Origin of the sequence: Acinetobacter sp. TUM15071 (assembly GCF_008980925.1) — a bacterium.
Classification (GTDB): domain Bacteria; phylum Pseudomonadota; class Gammaproteobacteria; order Pseudomonadales; family Moraxellaceae; genus Acinetobacter; species Acinetobacter dispersus.
In genome coordinates this window covers 1-15,646 of the sequence record NZ_BKGB01000002.1, presented here as the reverse complement: position 1 = coordinate 15,646, position 15,646 = coordinate 1, and the positions used below count along the sequence as shown (strand labels likewise).

The following is a 15,646-nucleotide window of genomic DNA, read 5'->3' as shown; positions in this document are numbered from 1 at the left end:
ACTTTCACGAGTCATATACATTTTAAGATTTGTGGAAATTCCTCTTCTTTTCAGAGAGAGGTTAGGGGAGATTAAAATGGAGATAAAAATGTCTCAACAGTTTGATCTTGTTGTTATTGGCGGTGGACCTGGTGGTTATGAAGCGGCGATTCGTGCAGCTCAACTTGGTTTTAAAGTCGCTTGTATCGAAAAACGTATTCACAACGGTAAACCATCTCTAGGTGGTACGTGTTTAAACGTTGGTTGTATCCCTTCTAAAGCATTGCTTGACTCTTCTCACCGTTACGAAGCAACAGTTCACGAACTTGCTGAACACGGTATCACTACTGGTGAAGTTAAATTTGACTTAGATACTTTGTTGGCACGTAAAGACAAAGTTGTAGATCAATTGACTGGTGGTGTTGCTCAATTACTTAAAGGTAATGGTATCGAGTGGTTACAAGGTACTGGTAAATTACTTGCAGGTAAAAAAGTAGAATTCACACCTTTTGAAGGTGAAGTACAGGTTTTAGAACCAAAGTACGTGATTCTTGCAACGGGTTCTGTGCCTGTAAATATTCCAGTCGCTCCTGTTGATGAAGACTTAATCGTTGATTCTACTGGCGCATTGAAATTCTCAGAAGTTCCTAAGCGTCTTGGTGTGATCGGTGCGGGTGTTATCGGCTTAGAGCTTGGCTCAGTATGGCGTCGTCTTGGTTCAGAAGTTGTTGTGTTTGAAGCATTAGATGCATTCTTACCAATGGCTGATAAAGCATTGGCGAAGGAATATCAAAAAATCTTGAAGAAACAAGGTTTAGATATCCGTATTGGTGCGAAAGTTTCTGGCGCTGAAACCAATGGTCAAGAAGTAACGGTTAAATACAACCAAGCTGGAGAAGACAAAGAACAAGTTTTTGACAAGCTTATCGTTTGTGTAGGCCGTAAAGCATATGCAGAAGGTTTATTGGCTGAAGATTCAGGCATTAAATTGACTGAGCGTGGTTTGGTTGATGTAAATGACCAATGTCAAACATCTGTAGAAGGTGTTTACGCGATTGGTGACTTGGTACGTGGTCCAATGCTTGCACATAAAGCAATGGAAGAGGGCGTAATGGCTGTTGAACGTATTCACGGTCATGCAGCTCAAGTGAACTATGACACGATCATCAGCGTTATTTACACACACCCAGAAGCAGCTTGGGTTGGTTTAACTGAAGAACAAGCCGCTGAAAAAGGTCACGAAGTTAAAGCAGGTCAATTCCCATTTGCGGTGAATGGTCGTGCGTTGGCTGCTGGTGATACTGCTGGTTTTGTGAAATTCGTTGCTGATGCGAAAACAGATCGTCTTTTAGGTATGCACGTTGTGGGTCCTAATGCGTCTGATATCGTACACCAAGGTATGATCGCACTTGAGTTTGTTTCTTCTGTTGAAGATTTACAATTGATGACTTTCGGTCACCCGACTTTCTCTGAAGTTGTACATGAAGCAGCGCTTTCTGTTGACGGTCGTGCAATCCACGCGATTCAACGTAAGCGTAAATAAATATAAAGTGTGGTTCGCCACACTTTTTTTGAATGATGATGGTTGTCTTATTTAGACAATCATTTATTCAATATGTAGCAGTCTGATTTTAAGAAGATCAAGGCTGTATCACTACAAACAACATAGTAGGTAACTAAATGAACTTACATGAGTATCAAGCTAAAGCGTTATTGAAAGAATATGGCATGCCAGTACAAGAAGGTATCTTGGCAACAAATGCAGACGAAGCAGTTGCTGCATTTGAACAGCTTGGTGGTAAATTCGCTGTAATGAAAGCGCAAGTTCATGCTGGTGGTCGTGGTAAGGCTGGCGGCGTTAAAGTTGCAAAATCTAAAGAAGATGTTATCGAATTTGCAAACAACATCATTGGTACTCGTCTTGTAACGTATCAAACAGATGCAAATGGTCAACCAGTTAACAGCATTATCGTTGCTGAAGACGTTTATCCAGTTGAGCGCGAGCTTTACTTGGGCGCGGTTGTAGACCGTTCTAGCCGTCGTATTACTTTCATGGCTTCTACCGAAGGTGGTGTAGAAATCGAGAAAGTTGCAGAAGAAACTCCAGAAAAAATTATCAAAGTTGAAGTTGATCCATTAGTTGGCTTACAACCATTCCAAGCACGTGAAGTTGCGTTTGCTTTAGGTTTGAAAGACAAGCAAATTAGCCAATTTGTAAAAATCATGGCTGCTGCTTACCAAGCATTTGTTGAAAATGACTTTGCATTATTCGAAATTAACCCACTTTCAGTTCGTGAAAATGGCGATATTTTATGTGTAGATGCGAAAGTAGGTATCGACTCTAACGCGCTTTACCGTTTACCTAAAGTTGCTGCTTTACGTGACAAATCTCAAGAGAATGAGCGTGAATTAAAAGCATCTGAATTTGATCTTAACTATGTTGCTTTAGAAGGTAACATCGGTTGTATGGTTAACGGTGCTGGTCTTGCAATGGCAACTATGGACATCATCAAACTTTATGGTGGTCAGCCTGCAAACTTCCTTGACGTTGGTGGCGGTGCAACGAAAGAGCGCGTAATCGAAGCGTTCAAAATCATCCTTGCTGATACGTCTGTTCAAGGTGTTTTAATCAACATCTTCGGTGGTATCGTACGTTGTGACATGATTGCTGAAGCAATTATTGCAGCGGTTCAAGAAGTAAATGTAACTGTACCAGTTGTTGTTCGTTTAGAAGGTAACAACGCTGAGTTAGGTGCTAAATTACTTGATGAATCAGGTTTGAAATTAATTTCTGCGAACGGTTTATCTGATGCCGCAGAAAAAGTTGTAGCTGCAGTTAAAGCGTAAGGAGTATCAATCATGAGCGTATTAATTAATAAAGACACTAAAGTATTGGTACAAGGTTTTACTGGTAAAAACGGTACTTTCCACTCTGCACAAGCTTTAGACTACGGTACAAAAGTTGTTGGTGGTGTTACTCCAGGTAAAGGTGGTACAACTCACCTTGACCTACCAGTATTCAACACAATGAAAGAAGCTGTACGTGAAACAAATGCTGATGCATCTGTAATCTATGTACCAGCTCCATTCGTTTTGGACTCAATCGTTGAAGCGGTTGATTCAGGTGTTGGCCTAATCGTTGTGATCACTGAAGGTGTTCCAACAATCGACATGCTTAAAGCTAAACGTTACTTAGAAACTAACGGTAACGGTACTCGTTTAGTTGGTCCTAACTGCCCAGGCGTGATCACTCCAGGTGAATGTAAGATCGGTATTATGCCTGGTCACATCCACCAACCAGGTCGTATTGGTATCATCTCACGTTCAGGTACATTGACTTATGAAGCTGTTGCTCAAACAACTAAGCTTGGTTTAGGTCAGTCTACTTGTATCGGTATTGGTGGTGACCCAATCCCAGGTATGAACCAGATCGAAGCACTTCAATTGTTCCAAGACGATCCAGATACTGATGCAATCATCATGATCGGTGAGATCGGTGGTACAGCGGAAGAAGAAGCTGCTGAATTCATCAAATCTAACGTGACTAAGCCTGTAGTCGGTTACATCGCTGGTGTAACTGCACCTAAAGGTAAGCGTATGGGTCACGCTGGTGCGATCATTTCTGGTGGTCAAGGTACTGCTGAAGAGAAATTTGCTGCATTTGAACGTGCGGGAATGGCTTACACTCGTAGCCCAGCTGAGCTTGGTTCAACGATGTTGCAAGTTTTAAAAGAGAAAGGTTTAGCGTAATACGTTAGATTTTAATCTTTAAAAAAACCCCAATGGAGACATTGGGGTTTTTTTTATGACTGGAAGAAATATTCCTCCTTAAACTTAAAATCAATTTAAGCAGTATGTTCTATAAAAGATTCAGTTTTAGTTGATTAACTTATTTATATAGAGAATGGCATTTAAATTTTCCGAATTAAAAAAAGAGCCTTATTACTAAGACTCTTGATAGATCGAAAATAATTACTCAGCTTTTGGTTTTAACCCTTGCGTTAAACCATTGATATCGCCACCTTGTAAGCCAAGTTCATTCATTAAGCTATCAATGAGTGGTGCTTGTGAACGGTAGCGTAGGGCACTATTGACCACTTGATCAGATAAAGAGGTTTGACCATTTTCAACCGTATCACTACCGACAGTACCGCCTCCCGCAAAGCTACTTAGACCATTCACTTGTAATATCTTGATGTCATCAATATTTTCCATTGGTTTAACACTTTCGCGAATGATCTCAGGTAAGTGTTTAAGCAAAGCTAAGCGAACTTGCATTTCAACCTGTTCAGCAGAAAGAGTATTGGCTGCTTCATTCACTGCACGCGCACCTTCCGCATCAACCTGATATTGTTTTTCCAGCGCTTGAGCAAGTAGGATTTTTGCATCCGCCTCACCTTTCGCTTTTAAGCGAATCTTTTCAGCATCTGCTTCTGCTGCAATACGTACTGCTTCTGCTTCATCGGCAGCGGCTTTTTTACCTGCATCCGCAGCAACCGTAATCGCAATAGCTTCTTTCTCTGCTGTTTGTTTAGCTGCAACCAGCTCGACTGCTTTTTGACGCTCAGCACGTTGTGTTTCACGTACCGTCACAACTTCTTCCTCTGCTTTCACCGCTTCGGCACGGGCCTTGTCAGCCTGCGCTTTGGCTTCTGATTCAGCACGAGATTTTTCAGCAATGGCAATGGCGCGATCTTGCTCAGCCAATTCAATCGTTTTCTTCTGTTCGACTTGAGCTTTTTGAATGAGCTGAGCTTTTTGGATATTTTCATTCTCTACATCACGAGCAGAAGCAATTCGTTTTAGTTCCACTTCACGCTCAGCAGCAATTTGAGCTTCTTCAGCCTCACGTTTTTTACCTGCTTCTTGAGAGGCGATTTCTGCTGTTTGTTCAGCTTTACGAATAGAGATTTCACGCTCTTGCTGTAACTTTGCATATTCTTCTTCACGCGAAATTTCTAAACGAGCACGTTCTGCTTCTAAGTTCTTTGCGCGAATGGCAAGGTCAGCATCTTGTTCAATATCATTACGTTTCTTGCGACGGTCTTCAATGGTTTCAGTCAGCTTGGTTAAACCCTCTGCATCAAACGCATTTTGTGGATTAAAGAATTTAAAGCTAGTTTGGTCAAGTCCAGTCAATGAAACAGTTTCTAGTTCTAAACCATTTTTTGATAAATCTTCAGACACCACTTGTTGAACTTTTTGAACAAAGTCGACACGTTTCTCATGCAATTCTTCCATTGCCATTTCAGCAGCAACGGCACGGAGTGAATCGACAAATTTACCTTCGACCAGATCTTTGAGTTCTGGTGGGGACATGGTTTTACGGCCTAGCGTCTGAGCAGCAGTCGCAATTGATTCAGCAATTGGTTTTACGCGAACATAGAACTCTGCCATCACATCGACACGCATACGATCACGTGTAATGAGTGCTTGATCTGCAGCACGTTTTACTTCTAAACGTAAAGTGTTCATGTTGACAGGAATAATTTCATGCAAGACAGGAAGGACAATGGCACCGCCATTTAAAATGACTTTTTCACCACCAAAACCTGTACGTACAAAAGAGACCTCTTTACTTGAACGTGTATATAAACGCGCGATAATCACGCCAATAAAGATTAGTGCCGCAAAAATAACACCAGTAATAATTAAAATTTCAGTCAATGCTGAATTCAACATTTAAACACCCTCATGTAATAAATATAAAAATTAAGAAGCAACCGCTTGGAATCCAATTTTGGTTCTTTGCGTTAAAATTACTTGTTGCCCTTGATGAAAAACAATATCAAGCTCGGGTTCAACCAAGACGTAATGAGTTTGACCAAATTGATCTTTGACTTTGGCTTGTGCAGGGGAGTTGGGTTTGGCATCACCGAGAATAATGTGTGCCGTTCTACCAATTAAATCATCTGTTTGAATTGCCGTGGTTTCATCCTTAGGAATAATCTTAGCAATCAGTGCTGCGCTATAACGTACCAGTGGCATACAGAGAAATAAGCAAGCAGGTGCAATGATCCAAGCAGACAGATATTGTCCAGTCAATTGATAGAACACATCTTGAAGGATCAGGCCTGTAAGCGCATAAACAGTTAAGAAGATGATCAGCCAAATCAGCAAAGGTACTTTGCCAAGATAGAGCCACTCTAGCAGTTGAGTCAGAAAATGATCAGATTGTTCCAGAGAGACATCGGCATGATTAACATTCGTGAGACTATCGGGTAAAAACTGCTCCAAAAAGCTCGAACTACCACCCAATAACAGTAAAATGAGTTCTAGAAGGCCGATAAATAGGCACAGCATTAAAGCAATGCTAAAAACAATATTGGAAGGATGTGTTAATAGATCCCAGATCATCAGTATTACTCTTTTATCTTTTAGAGTTAATTAATAAAATTTTTATAAAAATAAAACAGTTATAAGAGTAAAGACAACTCGTCTAAATTTCAACCTAAATCGTTCATATTATTGCAGACGAAAAAAAACGCAATGATTGGGGTGATCACTGCGTTGAACAACGAATCTGTTTAAAACAGTTCCGGTTGAAAGGAGAAATGTCATGAGATTAGTGTGAACTAATCTACAAGGCCATAGTATTAAAAAACCTGACCAAGTTCATCGGTATTCATGTTAACTACTGTTAATAGATGTTAATAAGTGACGAAAATTGTTAGCTTTGTATTTTCTGATAAAGTTCTTAAATTAAACCTAAATCAAATACTTAATGTAAAAAAGCCCAAAGATGGGCTTTTTTACTGGAAAAGTAACGTAAATTAGAATCTAAATAATCCTAATCCAGCTTTTACTTCATCCAGTGTTTGTTGAGTAATATCACGGCATTTGTCTGTACCATGTTTTAAAATATCCATGATGTAATCAGGGTCTTTTTCTAACTCAGCACGACGTTCACGAATCGGGGTAATCAATTCTTTCAGTACACCTTCCAAGCGTTTTTTCACAGTGCCATCGCCTAAACCACCACGACGATAATGTGCTTTTAATTCTTCCACTTCTTCTTTATTTGGATCGAAAGCATCAAGATAAGTAAATACGATATTGCCTTCAACCTGACCTGGATCTTCGATACGAAGGTGATTAGGATCGGTATACATCGCATTGACTGCTTTTTTGATGTCTTTATCAGAAGCATTTAGCACAATGGTATTGCCTAATGATTTAGACATTTTTGCTTTACCATCAAAGCCAGGTAAACGCGCCATATTCGATAGCAATGCTTTACATTCTGGTAATAGGTCGTGACCAATTTGACGATTTACACGACGTACCACTTCGTTGGTTTGTTCAATCATTGGAATCTGATCTTCGCCAACAGGAACAACCGTTGCTTTAAATGCCGTGATATCTGCTGCTTGAGCAATTGGGTAGCATAGGAAGCCAGCTGGAATATCGCGTTCAAAACCACGCATTTGAATTTCGGATTTAATCGTTGGATTACGCTCTAAACGTGCAACAGTCACGTAGTTGAGGTAAAGCATGGTCAATTCGTTTAGTGCAGGTAAGCATGACTGTACACAAATTGTCGTTTTGTTTGGGTCAATTCCAACAGCAAGATAGTCGAGTGCAACTTGAAGAATATTGTTGCGGACTTTATCTGGGTTATCTGCATTGTCTGTCATCGCTTGCGCATCAGCCAATAACAGATGTTGATGGTGACTGTCTTGTAGACCTACACGAGAACGTAATGAACCGACAAAGTGTCCAAGATGAAGTTGTCCTGTAGGACGGTCGCCTGTCAAAATGATTGGACGTTGATCAATATTACTCATGATATGTTCCAAGATTCAGTTATTTCATAGATATAAGATTGATATTATTGTACGAGAAATAAATTTTTTTCGTCAGCGATAATTTTAACTTTTTCTTAAAATCATATTGTGATTTCAACAGGTGATTCTACAATAGCGATATAAATACAAACTAGGAAATAAAAATGGCGAGTGGTTTATTACTATTACTAGATGATATTGCAACAATTTTAGATGATGTTGCTGTTATGAGTAAAATGGCAGCAAAGAAAACAGCAGGGGTCTTGGGGGACGATTTAGCCCTGAATGCACAGCAAGTCAGTGGCGTGCGTTCTGACCGTGAACTCCCTGTGGTATGGAGTGTTGCTAAAGGTTCATTTGTTAATAAGTTAATTCTCGTCCCATTGGCACTATTAATTAGTGTTGTTGCGCCTTGGTTGATTAATCCCTTGCTGATGATTGGTGGTTTGTTCCTTTGCTATGAAGGCGTAGAAAAAGTTGTGCATATGCTGTTTCATAAAAAAGCCAAAACAGTAGAAGAAGCCAGTGAAAACTTACAGGAAGTCGAAGTGGATCTTGCTAAATTTGAAAAAGAAAAAGTTAAAGGTGCAATTCGAACTGACTTTATTCTCTCTGCTGAAATTGTGGTGATTTCGTTAGGTACAGTTGCAACAGCAGCATTTATGACTAAAGTGACAGTATTAAGTATTATTGCAATTGTGATGACGGTCGGGGTATATGGCCTAGTTGCAATGATTGTAAAAATTGACGATTTAGGTTTATATCTAACACAACAAGCTTCTGAATTAAAAAATAAAATCGGTCGTGGTTTACTTGCTTTTGCTCCAATCTTAATGAAAACACTTTCAATTGTTGGAACAGTTGCAATGTTTTTAGTTGGTGGCGGGATTATTAGCCATACCATTCCTTTATTGCATCATTTTACTGAAGAAACGGTTGATCATTTAGAGTTGATTCCAAGTGTCGGTTCAATCATTGGGGCTTTAACACCAACCTTGATTAACCTTGGTATTGGCTTGCTCGCTGGTGCAGTGGTATTAATCATTGTGAGTTTGATCCAGAAAGTATGGCCAAAAAAAGCATCGGTTTAAACTGAGATCGTCATCATCCAAATTATGTGAGGTAACTATGCGTTGGAAAGGTCGTCGAGTCAGTACCAATGTTGAAGACCGTCGCGGTAGTGGCGGTGCGAAAGCAGGGGGAATTAGTATTATTGGGCTAGTTGTGGCTTTCATCGCCTGGAAGTTCTTTGGTGTGGATCCTCAACAAGCCTATCAAGCAACACAAGCAGTAACAGCGCAATCATCTCAACAAGGTGGCGCACCACAAAACTTAACTGCCGAGCAAAAAGAAGCCAGTGATTTTGTTGGAACGGTATTGGCAGATACCGAAGATACGTGGACTCCTATCTTTCAGCAACTCGGAATGACTTATAAACCACCACGTCTTGTGCTCTTTAGCGGAGTAGATCGCTCAGGTTGTGGTACTGCGCAAGCAGCAATGGGGCCATTCTATTGTCCTGCGGACCAGAAAGTTTATATTGATACTACTTTCTTTAAAGATATGCGCCAGCAAATGGGAATTTCTGGAGAGCAAAATCAGACTGAACTTTCTCGTCAAGATCAGGCGGGTGATTTTGCACAAGCTTATGTGATTGCGCATGAAGTGGGACACCATATTCAGAACTTATTAGGAATCTCTGGTCAGGTGCAGCAAGCACGTGCACAAGCCAGTCAAGCACAAGGCAATCAACTCTCTGTACGTTTAGAATTACAGGCAGATTGTTTTGCGGGAATCTGGGCGCATCAGAACCAAAAACGTACGCAGTTCCTTGAACAAGGTGATATTGAAGAAGCAATGGACGCAGCTGAAAAAATTGGTGATGACTACTTGCAGCGCCGTGCAACTGGACAAGTTGTACCAGATAGCTTTACCCATGGTACCAGTGAACAACGGATGCAATGGTTTCAAATTGGTCTGAAATCGGGTGATATCAATCAATGTAATACTTTTAAATAGGATAAAAAAGGAGCGTTGCTCCTTGATTTTTATACGGAAGATATACGAACTAAAAGAAGAATTAACGTAAAATAACGTTGTCTATGCTGAGTTGAGGATGATTGGTTTATTGTTGTGTTTAAACCATTTATTTATAAAAATTAAATAATAAAATGGATGAATTACAGCATAGACCTTTATCCTTTATTCAATCGCAAGTGTTTTAAATTTTATGATTCGCTGAAGTTTTAAAGTTTAAATAAAATCTATGTATTTAAAATTGAATAAATAAAGAGGTCGTATGGGTAATTTTTTTCTCCTACAAGCATTAACGGTTATTTTTGCCTTATCTATTGCCACGACCATTTTTAATAAACGCATATTGGGTTTTCCTCAGGCGATTGGTGTGCCTATTGTTTCCGCAATTTTTGTCTTTATTTTACAATGGGGTGCAAGCCTATTAAATGGTAATCAATTTATTACAATTAATATTCATAATATTGAGGCTGCTGTAAGAAATATCGATTTTTATGATTTTTTAATTAATGGTGTGATTTGTTTTATTTTGACCTCATCAGCCCTCAAATTTAAAATTTCAGATTTAAGAAATCATTGGAAGCCGATTAGTATTTTAGCCACGATTGCACTGGTGTTATGTGCAGGATTTTATGCAGGATTATTATATTTATTTCAATGGCTGGTTGGCTACCCAGTGCCAATTGGTGTTTTACTATTATTAGGTGCGGCACTGGGGGCAACCGATCCAATTGGTGTTAAAGGGGTATTAAGTTCTATTCGGGCACCGCATCATTTAATTGTAAAACTGGAAGGTGAGTCTCTATTTAATGATGCGATGTGTATTGCATTATTTATGACCTTATTAAAAGTTTTGCAGGGGGAACATTTTTCATTATTAGCAACAATTGAAACTCTATTATATGAAATATTTGTTGCGGTGATTATTGGATTTGGCTTTGGTTTTGCGATCTTACGTTTACTGCGTGGTAAACATGAGATGGAATCCTTGATTTTAACTACGGCATTACTTGCAAGTGGTTCATACCTTGTTGCTTTATTTGCACATGCATCTGCTCCGATTGCGTGTGTGATTGGTGGTTTGATTGTAGGGAATAAATGGCAAGAAATTCGGGAACAGCGTGAGATCCGCGAAGTGAATCATTTTTGGCATACGGTTGAAGGGATTATCAACTCGTTCCTTTTCACGTTGATCGGCTTAGAGCTCTTCATCCTTGATCTAAGTGCTAACCTTATTATTGGTGGGATTATTGCTTTTATCATCTTGCATCTCTCTCGTTTTGCCGCAAATTTTGCTGCCTTTGCACTTTTTCCGTCATTCCGAAATAAAAGTTATAACGGCAGTTTAGCTATTCTTTCGTGGGGTGGTGTTCGTGGAGGGATTTCACTGGCTTTGATCCTTGCTGTGGCGAATATTCCAGAGCTAAGTGAATACAGTAGTATTTTGATTGGATATACTTTTATTAGTGTATTGCTATCTGGTGTGGTCTGTGGCTTGGGTCTACCTGCTGTAATGAATGCCTTTTATTACAACCCAAGTGAGGAGACTCAAGGTTTTAAAGGCTTTTATCAGCGTATGTGCAATAAGATGAATCGTCGTGGATTTAAATATATTGTTGGAGAAGACAGTTTGGGAAGAGAGACAATTACAATTTATAATCCTGAGATTTTACTGGATCAGAAAACCGAAGATGGTGTGGCAACAATGCATCACCCGAGTAAACGAGAAGAAGTTAAACGCCTAGAGAATCCAGATAATTTCTAGTTATATAATTTTCCTATTTGTTAAAAAAGCCTTTTTAAAAAGGCTTTTTTATTTTTAAAATATAATTAAATTAATTTTGAAATTGTTTTTAATAATTAACTTTCATTCATTTTTTTTTTGAAAAGATTGTTAAATTTTATTTAAATACCTTTTGGGAATCTATTGCTTAATTCTGGCTTGTTTGTTTAAAAGTGTAAAAATTATAATTGTTTGAAAAAGTTTTTGTTTTTTAAGTCCTTTTAAATCATTGCTTTATTTAATTATTAAAAAATATTCAAATGTAAGTTTATTTTTTTATTTTGTGAGCTATTTAACATTTATAGGGTTTGATTTAAAGTGGTGCTGTGAACTCTATCACTTAGAAACAATAATTTAAACTTAAGTTAATAATGTAATTAAGAATTGATTAAATATTAAAAATTTATAATGAGGAATATAACCATGTCTCAAATACAAATTATTTCCAAGGAAAGTCATCAAACCCTTGTAAATACGACGGGAAAAACAGCAACATTACCCTCTGAACCTTCAGTTGTATTAATTAAGGTCTCTGCAAGTGATATTTCAGTTGTTAAGAGAGATGGTGTAAATGCAGTTGTAGTATTAAAAAATGGCGAAACGATTGTTATTCATAATTTCTTTAATAATAATGACGTAGCGGACAACAGTTTGGTTCTTCAGGGTGAAGACAATCAACTCGTTTGGGCACATTTTAAAGATGCTGAAAGTGATGCTGATGCCGACGCGGATGCTGACGCCGATGCGGACTCGGATGATGATGATCATGAAGGCGCTGTCTTTTTAGAGGAAACGCCAGCACTTGTACCTGAAGCAGCGGCAGCTCCTGTTGAAGCAGCAACATTACAGCCTATTCAGGCAGTAGAACCTTTGCTTTATGCAGGTGAAACCTCTAATGGTTTTAGCCCATGGTTATGGGCTTTACCTATACTTGCTATTGGTGGTATTGCCGCTGGTAGCAGTGGTGGAGGCGGTGGCGGGGGGAATAATGATAATAATGCAGATACCACACCACCTAATACTGATGCCGTAAAATTTAATGTTAATCCTGTGACTGCTGACAATGTGCTAAATGCAGCAGAATCAGCAGGCAATGTTACCTTGACTGGAACACTTACTGGTGTGCCAGCAGATGCAGCGACGACCGTTGTGACTGTTGTTGTAAACGGGGTGACCTATACCGCAATCGTAGATACAGCAGCAGGTACGTGGAGTGTCAGTGTTCCTGGTAGTGGCTTGGTAGCAGATGGCGATAAAACCATTGATGCCAATGTCAAGTTTACTGATGCAGCAGGTAATAGCAGCAATGTAACTGATACCCAAGTCTATACAGTGGATGTGACCGCACCAACTGCCCCAGAAATTAATCCAATCAATGGTACTGATCCGATTACGGGTACAGCAGAACCAGGATCAACCGTAACGGTGACTTTCCCGAATGGCACTACCGTTCAAGTGCCAACGGATCCAACTACAGGGGTATGGACTACACCAAATCCAGGTAACTTGCCAAATGGCGGTACCGTGACTGCGATTGCCACTGACCCAGCAGGGAATCCATCTGTACCAGGTACGGAAATCATCGATAGTTTAGGACCAGATGTTTCTGGTACAACCTTAACGGTTGATAACGTGACTGCAGACAACGTATTGAATGCAGCGGAGTCGACTGGAAATGTAACCTTAACAGGCACATTGACTGGTGTTCCCGCTGATGCGGTAACAACCGTTGTGACAGTTGTTGTAAATGGTGTGACGTATACTGCGACCGTAAATACTGCAGCAGGAACATGGAGTGTCAGTGTCCCTGGTAGTGGCTTGGTGGCGGATGGCGACAAAACCATTGATGCCAATGTGAAGTTTACTGATGCAGCGGGCAATAGCAGCAATTTAACTGATACACAAGTATATACAGTCGATGTCACTGCACCAGATACCACAGGTACGGTATTGAACGTCAATGCAGTGACTGCGGATAATGTGATCAATGCAGCAGAGGGTGCAGGCAATGTGACTGTAACAGGTACCTTGACCGGTATCCCAGCAGATGCAGCAACGACTGTTGTGACCTTGTTGATCAATGGCGTGACGTATACTGCGACAGTTGATCCAGCAACAGGCAATTGGACCGCTGATGTTGCAGGTAGTGACTTGTTGGCGGATGGTGATAAAACCATTGATGCCAAAGCAACATTTACTGATGCAGCAGGCAACAGCAGCAACATCACAGATACGCAAGTATATACAGTGGATGTGACTGCACCGAATGCCCCAGATATTGATCCAATCAATGGCACTGATCCGATTACTGGTACAGCAGAACCAGGTTCAACCGTAACGGTGACCTTCCCGAATGGTACTACCGTTCAAGTGCCAACGGATCCAACGACAGGGGTATGGACCACACCAAATCCAGGCAACTTGCCAAATGGCGGTACAGTGACTGCGATTGCCACTGACCCGGCAGGAAATCCATCTGTGCCAGGTTCGGAAACGATTGATAGTCTAGGACCAGATGTTTCTGGTACAACTTTAACGGTTGGTAGTGTAACAACAGACAACGTATTGAATGCGGCAGAGTCAGGTGGCAATGTAACTATCACAGGTACTTTGACTGGTGTTCCTGCTGATGCAGCGACCACAGTTGTGACCTTGTTGATCAATGGCGTGACCTATACAGCGACAGTTGATCCAGCAACAGGCAATTGGACCGCTGATGTTGCAGGTAGTGACTTGTTGGCGGATGGTGATAAAACCATTGATGCAACAGCAACCTTTACCGATACCGCGGGTAACAGCAGCAACATCACAGATACGCAAGTGTATACAGTGGATGTGACTGCACCGAATGCCCCAGACATTGATCCAATCAATGGCACTGATCCAATTACCGGTACAGCAGAACCAGGTTCAACCGTAACGGTGACCTTCCCGAATGGCACTACCGTTCAAGTGCCAACGGATCCAACCACAGGGGTATGGACCACACCAAATCCAGGCAACTTGCCAAATGGCGGTACAGTGACAGCGATTGCCACTGACCCAGCAGGAAATCCATCTGCGCCAGGTTCGGAAACGATTGATAGTCTAGGACCAGATGTTTCTGGTACAACTTTAACGGTTGGTAGTGTAACAACAGACAACGTATTGAATGCGGCAGAGTCAGGTGGCAATGTAACCATCACAGGTACCTTGACGGGTATCCCAGCAGATGCAGCGACCACAGTTGTGACCTTGTTGATCAATGGCGTGACCTATACAGCGACAGTTGATCCAGCAACAGGCAATTGGACCGCTGATGTTGCAGGTAGTGACCTGTTGGCGGATGGTGATAAAACCATTGATGCAACAGCAACCTTTACCGATACCGCGGGTAACAGCAGCAACATCACTGATACGCAAGTGTATACAGTGGATGTGACTGCACCGAATGCCCCAGACATTGATCCAATCAATGGCACTGATCCAATTACCGGTACAGCAGAACCAGGTTCAACCGTAACGGTGACCTTCCCGAATGGCACTACCGTTCAAGTGCCAACGGATCCAACCACAGGGGTATGGACCACACCAAATCCAGGCAACTTGCCAAATGGCGGTACAGTGACAGCGATTGCCACTGACCCAGCAGGAAATCCATCTGCGCCAGGTTCGGAAACGATTGATAGTCTAGGACCAGATGTTTCTGGTACAACTTTAACGGTTGGTAGTGTAACAACAGACAACGTATTGAATGCGGCAGAGTCAGGTGGCAATGTAACCATCACAGGTACCTTGACGGGTATCCCAGCAGATGCAGCGACCACAGTTGTGACCTTGTTGATCAATGGCGTGACCTATACAGCGACAGTTGATCCAGCAACAGGCAATTGGACCGCTGATGTTGCAGGTAGTGACCTGTTGGCGGATGGTGATAAAACCATTGATGCAACAGCAACCTTCACCGATACCGCGGGTAACAGCAGCAACATCACAGATACGCAAGTGTATACCGTTGATGTGACTGCACCGAATGCCCCAGACATTGATCCAATCAATGGCACTGATCCAATTACCGGTACAG

10 protein-coding genes are annotated in these 15,646 nt (G+C 41.0%); 7 read left to right on the top strand and 3 right to left on the bottom strand.

The window, feature by feature from the left end:
• Window positions 1–88 precede the first annotated feature (88 nt).
• The 3 genes from lpdA (at window position 89) to sucD (ending at window position 3,729) form a co-directional block, all read left to right on the top strand.
• Window positions 89–1,522, top strand: coding sequence for a dihydrolipoyl dehydrogenase (gene lpdA, locus GBI66_RS02105; protein ID WP_004803172.1), 1,434 nt, complete (start codon window positions 89–91; stop codon window positions 1,520–1,522).
• A 137-nt stretch (window positions 1,523–1,659) separates the two neighbouring features.
• Window positions 1,660–2,826: an ADP-forming succinate--CoA ligase subunit beta gene (gene sucC, locus GBI66_RS02100; RefSeq protein WP_003655470.1), complete on the top strand. Its 1,167-nt coding sequence runs from the start codon at window positions 1,660–1,662 to the stop codon at window positions 2,824–2,826.
• A 12-nt stretch (window positions 2,827–2,838) separates the two neighbouring features.
• Window positions 2,839–3,729, top strand: coding sequence for a succinate--CoA ligase subunit alpha (gene sucD, locus GBI66_RS02095; RefSeq protein WP_003655479.1), 891 nt, complete (start codon window positions 2,839–2,841; stop codon window positions 3,727–3,729).
• Window positions 3,730–3,951: 222 nt separating this feature from the next.
• On the opposite strand, the gene GBI66_RS02090 is transcribed toward sucD, so the two are convergent.
• The 3 genes from GBI66_RS02090 to trpS form a co-directional block, all read right to left on the bottom strand.
• Entirely contained in the window at window positions 3,952–5,661 is a 1,710-nt protein-coding gene (locus tag GBI66_RS02090; protein ID WP_151715012.1) for a flotillin family protein, read from the bottom strand.
• 30 nt (window positions 5,662–5,691) lie between these two features.
• Window positions 5,692–6,336 carry a YqiJ family protein gene (locus tag GBI66_RS02085; RefSeq protein WP_151715011.1) on the bottom strand — a complete coding sequence of 215 codons (645 nt, stop codon included), beginning with the start codon at window positions 6,334–6,336 and terminating at the stop codon, window positions 5,692–5,694.
• Window positions 6,337–6,752: 416 nt separating this feature from the next.
• A complete protein-coding gene (gene trpS, locus GBI66_RS02080; protein WP_151715010.1) occupies window positions 6,753–7,766 on the bottom strand; it encodes a tryptophan--tRNA ligase in 1,014 nt (337 codons plus the stop codon).
• Window positions 7,767–7,930: 164 nt separating this feature from the next.
• Between trpS and GBI66_RS02075 the strand changes: the two genes are divergently transcribed.
• The 4 genes from GBI66_RS02075 to GBI66_RS02060 form a co-directional block, all read left to right on the top strand.
• On the top strand, window positions 7,931–8,857 hold the full coding sequence (locus tag GBI66_RS02075) for a DUF808 domain-containing protein (RefSeq protein ID WP_151715009.1): 927 nt from the start codon (window positions 7,931–7,933) through the stop codon (window positions 8,855–8,857).
• A gap of 37 nt (window positions 8,858–8,894) precedes the next feature.
• On the top strand, window positions 8,895–9,785 hold the full coding sequence (locus GBI66_RS02070; RefSeq protein WP_151715008.1) for a neutral zinc metallopeptidase: 891 nt from the start codon (window positions 8,895–8,897) through the stop codon (window positions 9,783–9,785).
• 280 nt (window positions 9,786–10,065) lie between these two features.
• Window positions 10,066–11,565, top strand: coding sequence for a sodium:proton antiporter (locus tag GBI66_RS02065; RefSeq protein WP_005192545.1), 1,500 nt, complete (start codon window positions 10,066–10,068; stop codon window positions 11,563–11,565).
• A 441-nt stretch (window positions 11,566–12,006) separates the two neighbouring features.
• Window positions 12,007–15,646: Ig-like domain-containing protein (locus GBI66_RS02060; protein ID WP_151715007.1), on the top strand; the 3,640-nt coding region annotated here is incomplete at its 3' end.

Bases quoted from the DNA above. Each gene is read 5' to 3' on its own strand.
- lpdA (WP_004803172.1), top strand. From the start codon at position 89: ATGTCTCAACAGTTTGATCTTGTTGTTATTGGCGGTGGACCTGGTGGT.
- sucC (WP_003655470.1), top strand. From the start codon at position 1,660: ATGAACTTACATGAGTATCAAGCTAAAGCGTTATTGAAAGAATATGGC.
- sucD (WP_003655479.1), top strand. From the start codon at position 2,839: ATGAGCGTATTAATTAATAAAGACACTAAAGTATTGGTACAAGGTTTT.
- GBI66_RS02090 (WP_151715012.1), bottom strand. From the start codon at position 5,661: ATGTTGAATTCAGCATTGACTGAAATTTTAATTATTACTGGTGTTATT.
- GBI66_RS02085 (WP_151715011.1), bottom strand. From the start codon at position 6,336: ATGATCTGGGATCTATTAACACATCCTTCCAATATTGTTTTTAGCATT.
- trpS (WP_151715010.1), bottom strand. From the start codon at position 7,766: ATGAGTAATATTGATCAACGTCCAATCATTTTGACAGGCGACCGTCCT.
- GBI66_RS02075 (WP_151715009.1), top strand. From the start codon at position 7,931: ATGGCGAGTGGTTTATTACTATTACTAGATGATATTGCAACAATTTTA.
- GBI66_RS02070 (WP_151715008.1), top strand. From the start codon at position 8,895: ATGCGTTGGAAAGGTCGTCGAGTCAGTACCAATGTTGAAGACCGTCGC.
- GBI66_RS02065 (WP_005192545.1), top strand. From the start codon at position 10,066: ATGGGTAATTTTTTTCTCCTACAAGCATTAACGGTTATTTTTGCCTTA.